This is a genomic window from Eubacterium sp. ER2, from assembly GCF_000765215.1.
GTDB classification, from domain to species: domain Bacteria; phylum Bacillota; class Clostridia; order Lachnospirales; family Lachnospiraceae; genus Claveliimonas; species Claveliimonas intestinigallinarum.
The window spans coordinates 14253-31681 of record NZ_JPJE01000049.1 but is presented as its reverse complement, the minus strand read 5'-3'; the positions used below and the strand labels follow the sequence as shown (position 1 = coordinate 31681).

The following is a 17429-nucleotide window of genomic DNA, read 5'->3' as shown; positions in this document are numbered from 1 at the left end:
CTGGCTCATTTCTCTTTCATCCTCCCGTCAGTCTATCCTACCATAAAGGTCAGTTCCGCGCTGACTACCACCTTGCCGTCCACGCTGGCAGTGGCCTCTCCGATCCCCATAGGCCCTTTGGCCTTGATGATCTTTGTCTCCAGCTTTACTTTATCTCCCGGCACGATCTTTCCTTTGAACTTGCATTTATTGATGCCGCCAAAATAGGCGATCTTTCCTTTGTTCTCCTCTTTGCTCAGGATGGCCACAGCCCCTACCTGGGCCAGCGCCTCCACCGTCAGCACACCGGGCATTACCGGCTCCTGGGGAAAATGTCCCTTGAAGAAATCTTCCCTGTATGTGACGCATTTATAACCTACCGCAAACTGTCCCGGCTCATAGTCCTCGATGTAGTCCACAAGGAGGAAGGGATGGCGGTGGGGAATGATCTCCTTGATCTGGTTGATATCCAAATGGTTCATGCTCTTTGTCTCCTTCCTGTATTTCCTATGAAAGGCGGAACAGCGGCTGTCCGTACTCCACGGCCTGGCCGTTTTCCACGTAGATCTCCTCCACTGTCCCGTCAAAGTCGCTCTCGATCTCGTTCATCAGCTTCATGGCTTCCACGATGGCCATGACCTGGCCTTTTTTCACCGTGTCTCCCACAGACACGTAAGGATCCGCATCCTCTGCCGGAGCTGCGTAGAATGTTCCCACCAGAGGGCTCTTCACGATCTTGCCGGAGGGCTCTGCAGATGTCTTCTCTTCTGCTGCCTTGTCTGTCTGTGCAGCCGCTGCGGGAGCTGCTGCCTGCACGGTCGGAACCGCCACAGTACTCTCAGCCGCCTGCAGAGCTGTGACGATGGTCTCTTTTTCTTTTGTCAGATGGAGCTTTACGCCCTTTTCTTCGTATTTCAGTCCGGTCAGCTCTGAGTCGGAGACTGCCTGGATGAGTTTTAACAGGTTCTCAAATTCCATGATCTCGCACCTCTTTTTATTCTTCGTATTTCTTGATCAGCACGGTTGCGTTGTGTCCGCCAAATCCAAGGGAGTTGGTCATGGCGTAGTGGATCTCCTTCTCCACCGGAGCGCCTACCGCATAGTTAAGGTCACAGTCCTCGTCTGTCTCCACGGTTCCCATGGTCTGGTGGATAAATCCTTCCTCCACGGATTTCACAAGAGTGATGAACTCCACGCCGCCGGCTGCACCTAAAAGATGGCCGATCATAGATTTTGTGGAGTTGATGACTACGTCTTTTGCCGCGTCGCCGAAGGCCTTCTTGATGGCTCTTGTCTCGAAGAGGTCATTGTGGTGTGTACTTGTGCCGTGGGCATTGATGTACTCTACCTGGGAAGGTGAAACTTCTGCCTCCTCCATGGCAAGCTCCATGGCCTTGGCAGCACCTGCGCCGTCCTCTGCCGGTGAAGTGATGTGGTAAGCGTCTCCTGTGGCGCCGTATCCCACGACCTCCGCGTAGATCTTCGCTCCTCTTGCCTTTGCGTGTTCCAGTTCCTCCAGAACAACCACGCCTGCTCCTTCACCCATGACGAAGCCGTCTCTGTCTTTGTCAAAGGGGCGGGATGCCGTGGCCGGATCCGGGTTGGTGGAAAGGGCGGTGAGGGCGGTAAATCCTGCCACTCCTGTGGGGCAGATAGCGCTCTCTGTTCCCCCTGCAAGCATAATGTCCGCGTCACCATACTGGATAGCCCGGAAGGCGTCTCCGATACAGTGGGTTCCTGTGGCACAGGCTGTCACCACATTGGAGCATTTTCCCCGCAGGCCAAGCTGGATGGAAACATTTCCTGCCGCCATGTTGCAGATCATAAGGGGCACCATCAGCGGGTTTACCTTGTTAGGGCCTTTTGTCTTGATCTTCTCGTAGCTGGACTCCACCTGCTGCAGGCTTCCGATACCGGAGCCGATGATGACGCCGGCCCGGAAGGAGTCCTCCTTCTCCATGTCAATGCCTGCGTCGTCGAAAGCTTCCTTTGCAGCCGCCACAGCGTACTGTGAGAAAGCCTCCATCCTTCTTGCAGCCTTGAAATCCATCCGGTCTTTTGCCACAAAATCTTTGACTTCTGCCGCCAGTTTTACTTTATATTCAGTGGTATCAAACTTCGTGATAGGCGCGATGCCCACCTTTCCTTCCTTTACGCCCGCCCAGAACTCGGGAACTGTATTTCCCAGGGGGGTGATGGCCCCAAGCCCTGTCACAACTACTCTTCTCTTCATCATATCGCCATTCCTCCGTCTACCTGGATCACCTGTCCTGTAATATAGCCTGCATCGTCAGAAGCCAGGAAGGCCGCTGTCTTTGCGATATCCTCCGGCTTTCCAAATCTTCCAAGAGGGATCTGGGCCACAGACGCCTCTTTCACTGCGTCAGAGAGGACCTCCGTCATCTCTGTCTCGATAAATCCGGGAGCGATGGCGTTCACCGTGATGCCCCTGGAAGCCAGCTCTCTTGCCACAGCCTTTGTAAGGCCGATGACGCCCGCCTTGGAGGAGGCGTAATTGGCCTGTCCCGCATTGCCTGCAATGCCCACAACAGAGGACATATTGATGATACGGCCGCTTCTCTGCTTCAGCATCTGTCTGGACGCGAAGCGGATAGTGTTGAAAGTGCCCTTAAGGTTGGTCTCAATGACGCTGTCAAAATCCGCCTCGGACATCTTCATCAGAAGTCCGTCTCTTGTGATGCCCGCGTTGTTGACAAGAATATCCAGTCTTCCGTATGTTTTGATAACATCCTGGATAAAAGCCTGGCATTTCTCAAAATCAGATACATTGCACTGATAGACTTCCGCTTTTCCTCCGGCTGCCTCGATCTCTTTTTTCACTTCCTCCGCCCGGTCCTTTGAACCGTTGTAGTTGACTACCACGAAGGCTCCCTGGGAAGCCAGTTCCAGGGCGATGGCCCTTCCGATCCCGCGGGAAGCTCCTGTTACTACTGCAATCTTTCCATCTAACATTTTCTCGTACAGGACGGTTAACCGCCCCTGCCTCCTTTTTGCTTTTCGACTTTATTTCAGACTTTCCGCCACTTTCTCCACGTCGGCCCATGTACCTACGTTATAGACCGTCACATCGCGGCTGATCTTTCTCATGAAACCGGCAAGGGTTCTGCCCGGCCCGATCTCAATAAACGTGTCCACGCCGTCCGCGATGAGATTTTCCATGCTCTGCTGCCAACGCACGGAGGAGCTGACCTGCTCTGCCAGAAGCTCTTTTGTCTGGCTGATGTCTGTCACCTGCTGCGCTGTCACGTTTGTCACATAAGGCACGTTAAGAGGGGACAGCTCCACGCCCTCCAGCACCTGCGCCAGCTCCTCCCCGGCCTTCTTCAGCATGGGGGAGTGGAAAGGTCCGCTGACATTCAGCATGACCGCCCTTTTGGCTCCGGCTTCTTTCAGCTTTTCTGCCGCAGCCTCCACTGCCTTTGTCTCCCCGGTAATAACGATCTGCCCCGGGCAGTTGTAGTTGGCAACAGACACGCCTTCCATGCCGTCAGTGACCGCCTCGATCTCTTCGCCGGTCATGCCCATGATGGCGCACATGGCACCCTCCCCTGCAGGAACCGTGTTCTGCATGAGAAGGCCTCTTTTTCTCACAAGGCGGATGGCATCCTCGTCCTTCATGCCGCCTGCCGCCGCAATGGCGCAGTACTCACCAAGACTTAAGCCTGCTGTCACGTCCGGGCGGATCCCCGCCTCCACAAGCGGCTTTGTCATGGCCAGGCAGGTGGTCACAAGGGCTGCCTGTGTGTACTCTGTAAGGTCCAATTTATCGTTCTCATGAAAGCACAGGTCTTTCATGTCAATGTCCATGTTATCTTTCAGCACCTCTGAAGCCATGTCGTACACAGCCTTCGCGGAAGCGCTGTTCTCGTAGAAATCCTGGCCCATGCCGCATTTCTGCGCGCCCTGGCCGGGATAAATAAATGCAATCTTACTCATAAAAGCCCGCTCCTTTGATCAGTGCATCTGTCTCGCTTACCAGTTTGTCGATCAGCTCCTTACAGGACATTCTCTCTTTCACCATGCCGGCGATCTGTCCTGCCATGACGCTTCCGTTTTTCACGTCGCCTTCCACAACTGCCTTGCGAAGACCGCCCAGTGTCAGAAGCTCCAGCTCCTCAAAGCCTGCACCTTTATTTTCCAGCTCCAGATATTTCTTTGTCATGTCGTTTCTCAGCGCGCGTACCGGATGTCCTGTGGTGCGGCCTGTGACACGGGAGTCGATATCTTTTGCCTTGATGATGCGTTCTTTGTAATTTTCATGTACCTGGGACTCATCTGTGACAACAAAGTGTGTGCCCATCTGCACGCCCTTTGCGCCCAGCATGAACGCTGCGGCAATGCCTCTTCCGTCAGCGATACCGCCTGCGGCGATGACCGGAATATTTACCGCATCCACCACCTGGGGTACCAGGACCATGGTCGTATTTTCTCCGATGTGTCCGCCGGCTTCTGTCCCTTCTGCGACAACCGCGTCAGCGCCGCAGCGCTCCATACGTTTTGCAAGTGCAACGGAGGCGACAACAGGGATGACTTTTACGCCTGCTTCCTTCCACATCTTCATGTATTTCTCCGGGCTTCCGGCTCCGGTGGTAACCACCTTTACGCCTTCTTCCACGATCACCTTCGCAACGTCGTCCGCGTACGGGCTCATCAGCATGATGTTGACGCCGAAAGGCTTATCTGTCAGTTTTTTTGCTTCTCTGATCTGTTCGCGCACCCAGTCTGCCGGAGCGCTTGCTGCTCCTATCAGTCCAAGCCCACCGGCATTTGATACGCCGGCTGCCAAGTGATATTCAGCGACCCAGGCCATACCGCCCTGGATAATCGGATATTCAATTCCCAGTAATTCCGTTACTTCTGTTTTCATATTGACAACCTCTTTTTCTTTTTTCGTCTTTTTATTCTGATGAAATATATACTGCTTATCTGATCTATTTGTGGGACTCGATGTAGGAAATCACGTCGCCTACTGTAGCGATCTGCTCCAGATCCTCTGTGGGGATCTCCACATCGTACTCTTCCTCCAGAGCCATTACAAGCTCAAACAGGTCCAGAGAGTCAGCGCCAAGGTCATCCTTGAAGGAAGTCTCCTCTGTGATCGTTCCTGCGTCTACTCCTAATGAGTCTGCTACCATTTCTTTGATCTTTTCCAGCATTGTCTTGTTCTCCTTTTCTTTTACCTTTTTACTTTGATTTTATCTATGCCATCGCCGCGCTTTTGCGGCGCTGCACGCTTATTTTGTCCAGTCTATGACTGCCGCTCCCCAGGACAGGCCGGCTCCAAATCCGGCGATCACAATTCTCTGCCCCTTCTTCAGCCTTCCATCCCGGTTCAGCTCATCCAGCAGGATGGGGATGCTGGCAGAAGACGTATTGCCATACTCCTGCAGGTTCATGGGGAATTTTTCGATGGGTTCCTCCATCCGCTTTGCCACGGACTCCACGATCCTTCTGTTGGCCTGGTGGAGCACATACAGGTCGATGTCCTCCTTTGTAAGGCCGTTTTTCTCAAGGACCTCACCGATCACTTCCGGCACCTTCTTCACAGCAAATTTGAACACGCCACGGCCGTCCATCTGCATAAGCATCTCCTCCTCCGGGATGCTCTCCCAGTTCCGGTTATAGCGGCTGGTGCATGTCAGGGCCTCGCCCTTGGCTCCCTCCGAGTGGGTCACCGGATAGTAGAAGGTTCCCTCCCCGGCTTTCACCACCGCGGCTCCGGCGCCGTCTCCAAAGAGGATACATGTGCCTCTGTCCTTCCAGTTTGTCAGGTTGGACAGGCTCTCGCTCCCGATCACAAGGATGGTGCTGTACATGCCGGAGGCCAGATAGGCCAGAGCGGAGCTGTAGCCCAGCACAAAGCCGGTGCAGGCCGCGCTCATGTCGTAGCAGGTGGCGTTCACAGCGCCAATCTCTTTTTGCACCTCGCAGGCCGCGCAGGGCAGGATCACGTTGGAGGAGATGGTGGACACAAGGATCAGATCCACTTCCTCCGGAGCAGTGCCGCTGTTCTCCAGCGCTTTTCTGGCTGCATCGGCGGCCATGGACACTGTCGTCTCCTCAGTGATGATGTGGCGCCGTACCACTCCGGTCCTCTCCTGGATCCACTCGTCGCTGGTCTCCACAAGCTGGGCAATATCATTGTTATCCATCGTATGTACAGGCACACTTGAGCCTGTACCGCATATCACTCCGGTCATGTTCTTTGCTTCCTCGTTTCTTTATTTCTATTATTATTTCGACGCTTCAAATATTTTTAGTCTGAAATATTTTGACTTTCAAAGTATATAGCAGCACATGGCTTCTGTCAAGAGTTTTGCGCTATTTCTTTGCCTTCACAAAAAGCATCATGGGTCGGCGCATCTCGTCTTTCATGCCCGGCAGATCCAGCATGGCCGGGTCCGGATACGCCTCCTCCACTGCCGTCAGTGTAAAACCGCGCTTCAGAAGTCCGCCCAGGATCTGGGTCAGCGTGTGGTGCTGCTTCACCACCTTTTCCCCCAGAAAAACCGTCTCACGCCTGCCGGGATAAAAGTAATCATCCACCGGCCAGTACAGCGCGTTTCCCTCTTCATCCCGGATCCACTCCTCCATGACACTGCCGGTAAACACAGGGTGTTCAATATTCATAAGGAAGTCGCCTCCCTTTTTCAGTGTCCGGTATACCTTCCCGTATATGGCGTCCAGATCTTCCACATAGTGGAGCACCAGATTGGACACCACAAGGTCAAAGGTCTCTTCCGGGTACTCGTAGTCCTCCAGGGCGCAGACTCTGTAAGTGATCCTGTCGTCTGCATTCCTCTTCCCGGCCTCCCCGATCATGCGGCTGCTCTGGTCTATGGACGTCACTGCCCCGGCACCATTTTCTGCCGCATATTTACTGTGCCAGCCGTATCCGCATCCCATGTCCAGTACATTCTTTCCTTCCATGTCCGGGAAAAGCCGCACCAGCTGATGCCACTCCCCGGCTCCCTCAAGGCCTTTCCGGCTTCTGTCCATCTGTGCGTAGGCATCAAAAAACACCGGATCATCATATATATTTCCCATAACTTTTTCCTCCGTCTTCTTCTCACTCCCCGGGAAAATGTCTCCATGGCAACGATAGCAGAAGCTGCGGCCTTTTACAACCCGGTCCCACAGAAGACTTTTTTGCAGGGCGGATGTACTTGAAAAACAACCGAAATAATAGTATAAATATAGGGTCTGTCAAATATGGAAGTAGTAAAGAAACTCACCGCGCTGCCGGATGCGGCGCACCATAAGAAAGGATTTTTGATTTATATGAACAAAAAACAGAACAGCAAAATGTCACCTGTACAGTTTCTATTCCGCATTATCCAGGGAGCTCTGATCGGACTTGGAGCCGTCCTCCCGGGCATCTCCGGAGGCGTCCTGTGCGTGATCTTCGGCATCTATAAACCCATCATGGAGCTTTTGTCCAGTCCGGTCAGGAACTTTAAGACCCATGTTCCAAAGCTGATCCCGGTACTTATCGGAGTCGCCATTGGTTTCCTGGGTGTGGCCAATATCCTGTCCTTTTTCTTAAACAGATACCCGGATCCTTCCGTCTGCCTCTTTATCGGTCTGATCGCGGGCATGCTCCCCTCTCTCTTCCGGGAGGCGGGCGAACAGGGGCGCAGCAAAGGTTCCTGGATCTCTCTTGTCGTCTGCATGTGCGTGATCTTTGCCCTGCTTATGGGCCTGCAGATGAACTCTATAGAAGTAACTCCGGGCTTCGTCTGGTATCTGTTCTGCGGCTTCTGCCTGGCTCTGAGCATTATTGCTCCCGGCATGAGCTTTTCCACCCTGCTGATGCCTCTGGGGCTTTACACACCCTTTGTGGACGGCATCGGACACTTTGACATGAATGTCCTTGTACCAGGAGGCATCGGAGCAGTCGTCACAGTCATCCTGCTGGCCAAAGCCGTCAACACATTGTTTGAAAATTACTACTCTCTTGCCTTCCACGGCATTATCGGCATTGTCATCGCGGCCACGGTCATGATCATCCCTGTGTCCAGCTTTGCCACACCGGGTTCCGCCATTGTCAACATCATCTGCATTGTGGCAGGCGTGGTGATTGCGCTGGCGTTGGATAAGTTCAACAGCGGTGTGAAAACCGAATAAAAAACTCTGTACAGTAACGCAGAGGCAGCGCCCCCCTTCCGGGAGAACGCCGCCTCTGCTTTTTTATCCGGACACTGTCCGCTTATCTTTAATCCGTCTGTATGATCCGCTCCGCGATCTCCACACCCGTGATGCTGGCTGCCACGCCGCCTGCTCCGGTCTCCCGCAGAGTCACATCCATCTTGTCGCCCACTTCCCGCATGGCGTCGATAACCTGATCCACGGGGATCCGGCTTGTGATGCCCGCCAGGGCCATGTCAGCCGCCGCCAGGGCATTGACAGCCCCGCCTACATTTCTCTTGACGCAGGGCACCTCTACCAGGCCTGCCACCGGGTCACACACAAGGCCCATCAGATTCTTCAGAGCCATAGCCGCCGCATGGCCCATGGTCTCCGCATCCGCCCCTTTTACATGGCAGATGGCTGCCGCCGCCATGGCGGAACCCGAGCCGATCTCTGCCTGGCATCCGCCCGCCGCACCGGCAAGGAACGCCCGGTTGGCAATGACCTGTCCCACACCGGCCGCCACGTACATGGCTTCCACCATCTTCTCCTCCGGCACTTCATGCTCCTTGAAATAAGGAATGAGCACAGCCGGAAGAACACCGCAGGCCCCGGCTGTGGGCGCCGCAATAATACGCTTCATGCAGGCGTTGTTGCAGCCCATCTTCAGAGCCACTGTCATAACCTTTGCCATAAAATCCCCGCAAAGAGTATCCCCTTTTTTCTGATACTCTTCCATGAGGCCGCCTTCTTTCCCCACAAGGCCGCTTCTGGAAACACGGTCCGGCTCATATGTGTCCACGTTCTCACACATGATCCGCCACATGCGGGTCATCTCTTTCCAGGAACTCTCCTCAGACACATCCCTCTCATTGCAGTCTTCGATCTGCACGGCCTTCCAGAACTCAATACCGTCTTTTTTACATCTTTCCTTGATTGCATCTATTGATCCATATGACATATCTTTGCGCCCCTCCTATTCTTCTTCTGCTCCGCTCACATTGAGGAACGTAACTTTAATGATTCCATCCAGATTCTCCAGCCACGATATGGCGCTGTCCGGGATGATCTGATCCGTCTCAATGACCATGACCGCATAGCCGCCCCGCTTGTCCCGGAAAAGCTGCATGGTGGCAATATTGATGTTCTTCTGGCTTAAAATATTTGCCACCTGGGCCACATGCCCCGGCTGATCCTGGTTATGGACGATCAGCGTATTACTCTCTGCATTGAAATTCACATCAATACCGTCCAACTTGCTCACCACGATACGTCCGCCTCCTATGGAACAGGCCTGAATGTCAAGACTGGCATCGCCCGCCTCCAGAAGCATCTGCACGGTATTCGGATGAGCGCCGCGGATCTCTTTCTTCTGGATCGTGAAATCACATTTCTCCTTTTTCGCGATCTTAAAACTGTCCGGTATACGCATGTCATCCGGCTTCATCCCCAGAAGCCCTGCCACAATCGCCCGGTCTGTTCCATGTCCTTCACCTGTCGCCGCAAAAGAACCGTGCAGATAGATGGTGGCTTTCTGCGGCTGTCTCCCCAGAAGCTGCCTGCCGATAAGCCCGATACGCACTGCCCCTGCCGTATGGGAACTGGACGGCCCTACCATTACAGGACCTAAAATGTCGAAAATACTTGCCATACTGGTTACCTTTCCTTTCTTCCTTTTTCGTCTGTCTCAGTGTTACTCACTTCATGTATGTGGTATAAAAACCGCTCTGTAGTTATTATACCATATGCGCCCACAGGACACCTCAGAAAAATTTTTAAATTTTTCAAAAAAATGTTTGCAATTCTCAGCGATATATGATAATATACTTTTTGTCGAGCGGAGATGGCGGAATGGCAGACGCGCTAGATTCAGGTTCTAGTGGGAGCAATCCTGTGAGGGTTCAAGTCCCTTTCTCCGCATGCTTTGAGAGAAGCGGAAATCCTTGGTATTCCAAGGGTTTCCGTTCTTTTTTTGTTGCCTTTACGCCGGTAAGATTTGATTACCTTTGATTACCTTTTTCCTGTCCTTTTTCGAAGCAAAAGAGAGAATATTATCCTTTCCAGTAATTCTATATAAAAAACCAGCGACTTTTTCAAGCAACTGGTCTCTTAATCTTTTACAATACGTAATAATAAAGCCTTACTGTCTACAAGCATATGCAGGACTCTCAATATGTATACTGTCATTTTTGTCTTATCCACTATATAAAAAATTTTATAATTTTTGTAATAATGCTTCCTATTTCTTTTCTAAGTCCTTTTAACAGGCTTCTGGCTGTCTTCGGAGATTTTTTCTCATATGCAATATACTCTGCATTTCTGATAATATCCTCCTCGGCTAACGGTTCAATGATAATTCGATATTTATACATTCTGGTACTTTTTCTCCAATTCATCAAAGAATTCGTTAAAGTCTCTTCCTTTTCCCGCTCTAACATCTTCCAGGCTGTCTAAAACCATCTGCCGAACAGTTCTCTGATTTTCTTCCAATTCTTTTTCATAGGCTAACATTTCTGCTGATGTCATATTAACAACTCCTTCCACAAGAAAAGTTGGTTGCTTCCGTAATTTCATTATATCCGATTACTCCATATAATTCTATTATTATATCCCTTAATTTTTCCTAAATATATTGATTGCTTACCTTCAAAAACGATGTGCAGTATTCTTCTTTTCCACTATCTACAGGCTGCTGAAAGGATTTAGGTTTTCCCGGTACATCCTTCTATTTCATAGCCCATCTCCCCTCCCACATGGTATAATGAAAACAGAATACAGAGAAAGGAGACCGCCTATATGGGGATCTGGAATGCAAAGTAACAGCAGGGTGTACCTTTGTTGCTGCGCCTTGCTGGTCAGTCGGACAAATACAATGATCAGGAGACCGAAAATATGTCTTATTTTACTTTTCATTCAAAAAAGATTTTTTATAAGGAAGCCGGGCACGGAAAGCCCCTTGTCATGCTGCACGGCGACACCGCTTCCTCTGTCATGTTCGAGTTTCTGTTACCACTGTACCAGGAGCATTTACGGGTGATCCTGCTTGATTTTCTCGGAAACGGACAGTCAGACAGAGTCAGTCATTTTCCCGCAGATCTCTGGAGTTCGCAGGCCGAGCAGGTCATTGCGCTTATTGAGCATATGCATATCGGGAAAGTAAATATTCTTGGCACAAGCGGAGGGGCCTGGATAGCAGCCAACACTGCTCTGAAGCGCCCCGACCTGACAGAAAAAGTGATCGCCGACAGCTTTGACGGCAGAACACTGCACGAAACATTCGCAGAAGACCTGTTAAAAGAGCGCAGAGCCGCCATGCAGGATCCTTCTGCCAGGCAGTTTTACCAGTGGTGCCAGGGCGAGGACTGGGAAAGCATCGTGGAGCTCAACACACAGGCGCTTGTAAAGTGCGCCGCAGACCGTGTTCCTCTGTTCTGCATGCCCCTTGAGAAGCTGCAGGTTCCCATCCTTTTCATGGGAAGCAGAGAGGACTCTATGTGCCGCAGGAATATGGAAGAGGAGTACCTTGAGATGAGCCGTCTCGTGCAGGACGGTTCTATCCACATGTTTCAGACAGGCGGGCACCCTTCCATCTTGACAAACGCAGAGCTTTCCGCCAGAGTCATAACTGAATTTATCTACGGATAACCTGGTTTCTGACACTGCCAGGTACAGGTGAACGCAAAGCGCCGCCTCATCCTCGTATTCCGAAGATGAAGCGGCGCTTCGTTCCTTTTATCTGTTGTGATATTTTATATTCTCTCCTCTGTCTGAGCGTCAAACAGATGGATCTTGTCCTTTCGGAAGTTGAAGTGCACCCTGTCTCCTTTGCGGATGGGAGTGTCTGCCGCTGTTCTGACTGCCACAGTTCCCCCATCGTGATCGAAATACAGATATGTCTCCGAGCCCAGCATCTCATAGACACGGACCTTGCTTTCTACTCCCTCGTCCGCGATCAGCATATCCTCCGGGCGCACGCCGATAATGACGTCCTTCCCAAGCTCGCTTTTTTTCTTTACCCGGTCAGCCATGTCCGGGGGCAGCTCGATCTGCATACCCGCTGTGCTGACATAGACCTTCTCATAGCGCATCTGGCATCTGCCTCTGAAGAAATTCATGGGCGGCATGCCGATAAATCCTGCCACGAACACATTGGCCGGTTCATTGTACAGCATTTCCGGGGAGGCGATCTGCTGGATCTCGCCGGCTTTCATAACCACGATCTTTGTCCCCAGCGTCATGGCCTCTGTCTGGTCATGGGTCACGTAGATAAATGTACTGTTCAGTTCCCTGTACAGCTTCTGGATCTCCCTCCTCATCTGGGTCCTGAGCTTGGCGTCCAGGTTGGACAAAGGCTCATCCATGAGAAAGGCCTTCGGCTGCCGCACGATGGCGCGCCCCATGGCCACTCTCTGCTTCTGTCCGCCGGAAAGCTCTGCCGGCTTTCTGTCCAGCACCTCTTCCAGTCCCAGGATCTTTGCCACTTCCTCCACTTTCTGTCTGCGTTCTTTTTTCGGCACATGCTTCAGCCTCAGGCTGTATGCCATATTCTCCGCCACTGTCATATGTGGATAGAGAGCATAATTCTGGAATACCATGGCTATATCCCTGTCGCAGGACTGTACATCATTCATCTTCTTCCCATCGATCACAAGAGTGCCGTCGGAGATCTTCTCCAGACCGGCAATCATGCGCAGGGTGGTGGATTTTCCACACCCGGAAGGTCCTACAAAGACCACGAAATCCCTGTCCTGTATATCCAGGGTAAAATTCTTTACCGCGGTAACTCCATCATCAAATTTTTTATAAACATGGTTTAACTGAATTTCAGCCACAGCTATTCCTCCTTGTCATCCGTGTCTGATCTGTTTTATTTATTCCATCCGCTCCAGAAGCTGCGGCAGCTCCTGGATGGAATTCAGAATATAGTCTGCCTCGCCCCGGAAGTCTTCCTCGCTGCTGACGCCGCTTAAGACTCCAATGGCAATGCCGCCGTTGTTCTTTGCAAACACAACATCATTGTAAGTGTCTCCCACCACGGCGATCTCCTCCGGTTTCAGATGAAATTTGTTCTGAAACTCCAGGAACATATCCGCCTCCGGCTTGGGTTTTCGGATACCGTCATCGGCTCCTACATAGTCAAATTCCTGGTATGTGCCCAGCTTTTTCAGACAGCTCTCTGCCGAGTACAGGGTGTCCGCCGTGGCAAGTCCCACGCAGATCCCCTTTCCTTTCAGATCCCGCATGACCTGTCCGATATCTGTCAGCTCTCTGTAGCTGATGTCTCCGCTGGTGACACTCCCGTTAAAGAGCCGCTCCAGCTGCTCCTGAACCCTGCCGGTATCCAGGACAATGCCTTTTTCTTCCAGCGCCCGGCAGATATCTTCCGCGATCTCCTGGTAGGACTTGTAGGCAAGCGCACCTTTGGGATCCACTTTCCCGTCTTCCACGCCCATGGCCCGCAGCACATAGTCGGTCATCTGCGCGTTGTCGTCCAGGTTGTTTTCTCGTAAAAACGCCGGAGTCACCTCCAGAGCCGCCTTAAGCCACAGGGAGAAAAAATCCACCAGGGTTCCGTCTTTGTCAAATAAAATTCCTCTGATCATATTTATGGTTCATCCATCATCTTATTTATTTCGCCGAATGTGCGATATCTGGATATCTTCTGTCCCTTGAACACAGGGTTCATGTAACCAAGAAGCTGCTTTTTGCTGCTGCGGATCTCCAGACGTATCCACTGCCACTGCCTTTCTTCCAGGTCTGTCTCCGCCAGGACTTCCCAGGCGCCATTTCCCAGTTCTTTTACTTCCAGCTTCTCAAAGCTGCCGTTTTTCACAAGGGAGATCTCCGGCTGTTCAGAAAGCCCCTCCACGACAGCCTGTATGGTGACTGTCCTGGCTTCCTCCGGAAGTTCGTCCCCGGGCAGGAATGTTTCTCCTGCCGCATGGATCACCGGCGTCATTTTACAGAACCGGGTCACACACATATGTCCCGCCTTCACGGCTGTCATCAGATTTTCCGGTGACAGATCGCCGCAGCAGACCCATGTAGCCGGATCGCCGGGGATAGACGGAAGATCCGCCCCCTCGTAGCGCTCCTCCACCAGATTGTGTGAGTCGCTGCCTCCCACGCCGTAGATCCTGTGTCCGTCCTGCCACAGCGCGTCCAGAAAGCGCACCGCCTTCTCGTTGGAGTCCGGAGCGTCTGTGTACGTGGGATCATTGATGATCTCCAGGCAGTCTATGTCGCGCAGATCCGTCTGTTCATAGAGCCATTTCCAGATGGTGAGGAAAGGATGATTGATGCTTGTGATCCAGTGATTTCTTCTGGCCTCCTGTATGGTCTCCTCCATATAGGTATCCACGATCTCCTCCCCATTGTGAGCCACGATGTCCATGATGCGCTCCGGCATCTTTGTGATACCAAACAGGTTCATGTGTCCTTTGTCCGTCGTCACTTCTATGCCGGGAAGGATACACAGGGATGTATTGCACCATCCTGTGTGCATCAGGTTGTGCTCTGTCGGCACGTAGAAATCCATCTCCATATCCTGTGCCTTCTTCATGGCACTTTCCAGGGACTCCTTGCCGTCAGACAGCCTTGTATGGGTGTGGAAATCGCCCTTATACCACTGCTTTTTAGTCCCGTATACTTTGTCCCAGCGGTACTTTTCCGGGGAAATCTCCAGGGTGTCCTCCACCCAGGCGAGGCCGCCCATGGGGTCTGACACAGGGCCCTCCCCGTCGGACACGGTCATGGTGATACAGCCTCTCTTGTCCCCCAGCCTCTGGTGCAGATACTCCGTAAAGATGCCCAGGCACACCTGCCACGTTCCCGGCTGTATCCTGCCCGGCACGCCTCCTATGGTAGTGTCCTTTGGGCCCTTTCCCACGCACAGGCCCTGGTCTCCCCAGGCCAGCTGCTTCTGAAGACGGATATGTCCCTCCGGGTCCTCCAGGATGAGAAAGCTCATATAGCGGAATTCCTCCGGCAGATCCACTTTGATATACAGTCTTTCTGTGTCACAGGGAACCACCAGCGGCTCCCTGTGCAGATTTTCAGCCTCCCGGCTGACGGTAAATTTCAGTTCCTGTCTCATTTTATAACGCGTCCAGCGCCTCCTGTGCAGTTGCCTGCGCCGCATCCAGCGCCTCCTGCGCCGGTACGTTCTCCAGTTCCACCTGGTCTGCCGCGATCTTCAGAGCGTCCAGGATCTTTCCGCCCGTCGGGTCGATGAGGGAAGATGTGCCGTGCATTGCCTGCTGGAGCGGTACAAGAGCGTGGGGGTTCTCATCTGTGTAGGCCTTGAAATCCGGCACCTCCTGGGTGGACTCGCGGACAGCCACGTACCCTGTCGCCATGGACCATTTCGCCTGGTTCTCCGGTGTTGTGAAGTACTTCATGAACTCGTACACGCCCTGCTTCTCCTCGTCGGAAGATCCCTCCAACATGACAAGCTGAAGCGCGTCCGCTGTGGGCGCTGACGGGTTGTCGTTAAATCCGGGCTGCTCGATGGCGCCTACGATATTGAAGTCAAGGTCTGCCTGGTCTCCTGAGGATCCCGTGTACCCGCCGGCCTTGTTCTGGAGCACATCGTCAATGGTGGTGTACCAGTACTCCCAGCCCTGTCCGCCGGAGTTTACCTTCATGATCTTGTCGTCGTGGATCCATTTGCGGAAGCTCTCCCATACGTCCACCCACTCTTTGGAGTTGATCAGGCATGTCTCGCCGTCCTCGCTGAGGAGAGAAGCTCCGTTGCTGAGAGCTGCGTCCACAAGGTTCCCGTAGCCCCACATGGGCTCCCATCCAACCACGCTGTCTGTTGTGATCTTCTCTGCTGCCGCCTCCAGGTCCTGCCATGTCTTAATGGTGGTGGGGTCGATCCCTGCGTCTGCAAATATCTGTTTGTTGTAGTAGAGCACCTGTGTGGTCCCGTAGGCCGGAAGGGCAAAGAGCTTTCCGTCCGCGTCCACGCCCTGGTCATAGAAGACCGGAACGTAGTCCTCTTTGTCGAACTCGTCGTCAGCGTCCACAAACTCATTGATGTCTGCCACCAGGTTCTTCTCTGAGAGGTTCCTGGAATTGTCTGTGCCGAGAAGGGCCATATCCGGCGCGTTCTTTCCTGCGATCCCCGCCTGGAGCTTCTCGTAGGTCTCTGTGTAGTCTGCCTGTGTGGTGGTGGCCACCTCGTACTCATCCTGGGATGCGTTGAAGTCGTCAACGATCTCCTGGAACACGTTCACAGCAGTCTTTCCACCTGAGTACCACAGGTCGATCTGTATTTTCCCGTCTGCTGTCGTTGTTGGCTCAGAGGAGGAGCCGCCGCCGCAGCCCGCCAGAAGGGATGTTGCCATAGCGCATAATAAAAGTGCAGATACAATTCTTTTCTTCATGATATTTCTCCTTTTTGCTTCTTTTTCTTTCCTTTGTTTTCATTTATATATGTAAGAGGGTTTTATCCCTTCATACCCGTGTCTCCGCCGATACCGTAGATAAACCATTTCTGGGTGAAGGCAAACAGTATCAGGAGGGGCAGTACGATGATGGCGCTGCCGGCCATGACAAGGGGCCACTCGGTCCCGTAGGCTCCGCCTTCGATAAAGAACTTCCGAAGTCCCTGGGATACCAGCATCTTGGAGTCTGAGTCCGTGATCAGGGAGGGCCACATGTAGTTGTTATAGCAGGTGATAAAATTCATAAGTCCCATGGTGATGAAGGAGGACTTTGTCATAGGACACACCACTCTCCAGAGGATCTGCCAGTGGTTGGCCCCGTCTATCCTGGCTGCTTCGATCATGCCCGCAGGCACCTGCATGAAGGCCTGGCGGAGGAGGAAGATGCCGAATATGCTGACACATCCGGAGATGATCAGTCCTGTGTATGTATTCAGAAGACCCCCATTTGCCAGGATGATATAGCTGGGAATGTAGGTAGCCGCCGTTGGCAGCATGTAGGTTCCCATGATAATGGCAAACAGAACTTTCTTACCCTTAAAGTTCATAAACACGATGGCATAGGCGATCATGGCCCCTGTGACAATCTGTATCAGCAATGTAAATGCAGATACATACAAGCTGTTTGCCACGTATTTCAGAAGCGGGGAGTTAAAGATGACTTCATAAAAATTCTGCCACTGAAATTCCGCCGGGAAGAAGGCAGACACATCCATAACCTCCGCCTTTGTCTTCAGCGCACTCAGCACCATCCAGATGAAAGGGAACACTGTAAACACGCAGAACACAAGAAGTATGATGATTTTTCCTGTCTTTTGAATTCCTGTTTTTATCTTCATATTTTTCCCT

19 protein-coding genes and 1 tRNA gene are annotated in these 17429 nt (G+C 52.4%); 3 read left to right on the top strand and 17 right to left on the bottom strand.

Annotated features, from left to right (window positions below; translation table 11 throughout):
- Positions 1-32: 32 nt before the first annotated feature.
- The 9 genes from fabZ to NI21_RS0114855 form a co-directional block, all read right to left on the bottom strand.
- Entirely contained in the window at positions 33-461 is a 429-nt protein-coding gene (gene fabZ, locus NI21_RS0114895) for a 3-hydroxyacyl-ACP dehydratase FabZ (protein WP_033127004.1), read from the bottom strand.
- Positions 462-486: 25 nt separating this feature from the next.
- On the bottom strand, positions 487-957 hold the full coding sequence (accB, locus tag NI21_RS0114890; protein ID WP_033127003.1) for an acetyl-CoA carboxylase biotin carboxyl carrier protein: 471 nt from the start codon (positions 955-957) through the stop codon (positions 487-489).
- A 16-nt stretch (positions 958-973) separates the two neighbouring features.
- The gene (gene fabF / locus NI21_RS0114885; RefSeq protein ID WP_033127020.1) at positions 974-2212 is read right to left on the bottom strand and encodes a beta-ketoacyl-ACP synthase II; all 1239 of its coding nucleotides are present in this window, start codon (positions 2210-2212) and stop codon (positions 974-976) included.
- Positions 2212-2952, bottom strand: a complete 741-nt coding sequence (gene fabG, locus NI21_RS0114880) for a 3-oxoacyl-[acyl-carrier-protein] reductase (RefSeq protein WP_033127002.1) — start codon at positions 2950-2952, stop codon at positions 2212-2214. Before fabG ends, fabF begins: the two co-directional genes overlap by 1 nt.
- Before the next feature lie 51 nt (positions 2953-3003).
- Complete coding sequence (gene fabD / locus NI21_RS0114875; RefSeq protein WP_033127001.1) at positions 3004-3936, bottom strand: ACP S-malonyltransferase; 933 nt, start codon at positions 3934-3936, stop codon at positions 3004-3006.
- The gene (fabK, locus tag NI21_RS0114870) at positions 3929-4867 is read right to left on the bottom strand and encodes an enoyl-[acyl-carrier-protein] reductase FabK (RefSeq protein ID WP_033127000.1); all 939 of its coding nucleotides are present in this window, start codon (positions 4865-4867) and stop codon (positions 3929-3931) included. The genes fabD and fabK overlap by 8 nt, the downstream gene beginning before the upstream one ends.
- A 64-nt stretch (positions 4868-4931) precedes the next feature.
- A complete protein-coding gene (gene acpP / locus NI21_RS0114865) occupies positions 4932-5156 on the bottom strand; it encodes an acyl carrier protein (RefSeq protein WP_033126999.1) in 225 nt (74 codons plus the stop codon).
- Between the two features lie 78 nt (positions 5157-5234).
- A complete protein-coding gene (locus NI21_RS0114860) occupies positions 5235-6200 on the bottom strand; it encodes a beta-ketoacyl-ACP synthase III (protein WP_033126998.1) in 966 nt (321 codons plus the stop codon).
- Positions 6201-6321: 121 nt separating this feature from the next.
- Entirely contained in the window at positions 6322-7047 is a 726-nt protein-coding gene (locus tag NI21_RS0114855) for a bifunctional 2-polyprenyl-6-hydroxyphenol methylase/3-demethylubiquinol 3-O-methyltransferase UbiG (protein ID WP_033126997.1), read from the bottom strand.
- Positions 7048-7281: 234 nt separating this feature from the next.
- Between NI21_RS0114855 and NI21_RS0114850 the strand changes: the two genes are divergently transcribed.
- Entirely contained in the window at positions 7282-8127 is an 846-nt protein-coding gene (locus NI21_RS0114850) for a DUF368 domain-containing protein (protein WP_033127019.1), read from the top strand.
- An 88-nt stretch (positions 8128-8215) separates the two neighbouring features.
- Here the strand turns inward: NI21_RS0114850 and sdaAA are convergent, their stop codons facing one another.
- On the bottom strand, positions 8216-9091 hold the full coding sequence (gene sdaAA / locus NI21_RS0114845) for an L-serine ammonia-lyase, iron-sulfur-dependent, subunit alpha (protein WP_033126996.1): 876 nt from the start codon (positions 9089-9091) through the stop codon (positions 8216-8218).
- A 15-nt stretch (positions 9092-9106) separates the two neighbouring features.
- Positions 9107-9781: an L-serine ammonia-lyase, iron-sulfur-dependent subunit beta gene (gene sdaAB, locus NI21_RS0114840; RefSeq protein ID WP_033126995.1), complete on the bottom strand. Its 675-nt coding sequence runs from the start codon at positions 9779-9781 to the stop codon at positions 9107-9109.
- Between the two features lie 186 nt (positions 9782-9967).
- Here sdaAB and NI21_RS0114835 point away from each other — a divergent pair.
- A tRNA-Leu gene (locus NI21_RS0114835) sits at positions 9968-10050 on the top strand.
- 444 nt (positions 10051-10494) lie between these two features.
- On the opposite strand, the gene NI21_RS16930 is transcribed toward NI21_RS0114835, so the two are convergent.
- Positions 10495-10656 carry a hypothetical protein gene (locus tag NI21_RS16930; protein WP_173829265.1) on the bottom strand — a complete coding sequence of 54 codons (162 nt, stop codon included), beginning with the start codon at positions 10654-10656 and terminating at the stop codon, positions 10495-10497.
- A 366-nt stretch (positions 10657-11022) separates the two neighbouring features.
- Between NI21_RS16930 and NI21_RS0114830 the strand changes: the two genes are divergently transcribed.
- A complete protein-coding gene (locus tag NI21_RS0114830; RefSeq protein WP_033126994.1) occupies positions 11023-11775 on the top strand; it encodes an alpha/beta fold hydrolase in 753 nt (250 codons plus the stop codon).
- A gap of 104 nt (positions 11776-11879) precedes the next feature.
- Here NI21_RS0114830 and NI21_RS0114825 read toward each other — a convergent pair whose 3' ends face one another.
- The 5 genes from NI21_RS0114825 to NI21_RS0114805 all read right to left on the bottom strand — a co-directional run bounded on the left by NI21_RS0114825 (position 11880) and on the right by NI21_RS0114805 (position 17419).
- Positions 11880-12962 (bottom strand): ABC transporter ATP-binding protein, encoded by a 1083-nt coding sequence (locus NI21_RS0114825; RefSeq protein ID WP_033126993.1) that lies wholly within the window; start codon positions 12960-12962, stop codon positions 11880-11882.
- Positions 12963-13001: 39 nt separating this feature from the next.
- Complete coding sequence (locus NI21_RS0114820; protein WP_033126992.1) at positions 13002-13733, bottom strand: HAD family hydrolase; 732 nt, start codon at positions 13731-13733, stop codon at positions 13002-13004.
- Positions 13734-13735: 2 nt separating this feature from the next.
- On the bottom strand, positions 13736-15226 hold the full coding sequence (locus NI21_RS0114815) for a CehA/McbA family metallohydrolase (RefSeq protein WP_033126991.1): 1491 nt from the start codon (positions 15224-15226) through the stop codon (positions 13736-13738).
- A gap of 1 nt (position 15227) precedes the next feature.
- Complete coding sequence (locus NI21_RS0114810) at positions 15228-16520, bottom strand: ABC transporter substrate-binding protein (protein ID WP_033126990.1); 1293 nt, start codon at positions 16518-16520, stop codon at positions 15228-15230.
- Between the two features lie 62 nt (positions 16521-16582).
- Complete coding sequence (locus NI21_RS0114805) at positions 16583-17419, bottom strand: carbohydrate ABC transporter permease (protein ID WP_033126989.1); 837 nt, start codon at positions 17417-17419, stop codon at positions 16583-16585.
- Positions 17420-17429 lie beyond the last annotated feature (10 nt).

Excerpts from the sequence above, each read along its gene's own strand:
- acpP (WP_033126999.1), bottom strand. The coding sequence starts at position 5,156 with ATGCTGGAAAAGATCAAAGAAATGGTAGCAGACTCATTAGGAGTAGAC.
- accB (WP_033127003.1), bottom strand. The coding sequence starts at position 957 with ATGGAATTTGAGAACCTGTTAAAACTCATCCAGGCAGTCTCCGACTCA.
- NI21_RS0114850 (WP_033127019.1), top strand. The coding sequence starts at position 7,282 with ATGAACAAAAAACAGAACAGCAAAATGTCACCTGTACAGTTTCTATTC.
- fabD (WP_033127001.1), bottom strand. The coding sequence starts at position 3,936 with ATGAGTAAGATTGCATTTATTTATCCCGGCCAGGGCGCGCAGAAATGC.
- sdaAA (WP_033126996.1), bottom strand. The coding sequence starts at position 9,091 with ATGTCATATGGATCAATAGATGCAATCAAGGAAAGATGTAAAAAAGAC.
- sdaAB (WP_033126995.1), bottom strand. The coding sequence starts at position 9,781 with ATGGCAAGTATTTTCGACATTTTAGGTCCTGTAATGGTAGGGCCGTCC.
- NI21_RS0114830 (WP_033126994.1), top strand. The coding sequence starts at position 11,023 with ATGTCTTATTTTACTTTTCATTCAAAAAAGATTTTTTATAAGGAAGCC.
- fabG (WP_033127002.1), bottom strand. The coding sequence starts at position 2,952 with ATGTTAGATGGAAAGATTGCAGTAGTAACAGGAGCTTCCCGCGGGATC.
- fabZ (WP_033127004.1), bottom strand. The coding sequence starts at position 461 with ATGAACCATTTGGATATCAACCAGATCAAGGAGATCATTCCCCACCGC.
- NI21_RS16930 (WP_173829265.1), bottom strand. The coding sequence starts at position 10,656 with ATGACATCAGCAGAAATGTTAGCCTATGAAAAAGAATTGGAAGAAAAT.
- NI21_RS0114855 (WP_033126997.1), bottom strand. The coding sequence starts at position 7,047 with ATGGGAAATATATATGATGATCCGGTGTTTTTTGATGCCTACGCACAG.
- NI21_RS0114810 (WP_033126990.1), bottom strand. The coding sequence starts at position 16,520 with ATGAAGAAAAGAATTGTATCTGCACTTTTATTATGCGCTATGGCAACA.
- NI21_RS0114820 (WP_033126992.1), bottom strand. The coding sequence starts at position 13,733 with ATGATCAGAGGAATTTTATTTGACAAAGACGGAACCCTGGTGGATTTT.
- NI21_RS0114860 (WP_033126998.1), bottom strand. The coding sequence starts at position 6,200 with ATGACCGGAGTGATATGCGGTACAGGCTCAAGTGTGCCTGTACATACG.
- NI21_RS0114815 (WP_033126991.1), bottom strand. The coding sequence starts at position 15,226 with ATGAGACAGGAACTGAAATTTACCGTCAGCCGGGAGGCTGAAAATCTG.
- fabF (WP_033127020.1), bottom strand. The coding sequence starts at position 2,212 with ATGAAGAGAAGAGTAGTTGTGACAGGGCTTGGGGCCATCACCCCCCTG.
- fabK (WP_033127000.1), bottom strand. The coding sequence starts at position 4,867 with ATGAAAACAGAAGTAACGGAATTACTGGGAATTGAATATCCGATTATC.
- NI21_RS0114805 (WP_033126989.1), bottom strand. The coding sequence starts at position 17,419 with ATGAAGATAAAAACAGGAATTCAAAAGACAGGAAAAATCATCATACTT.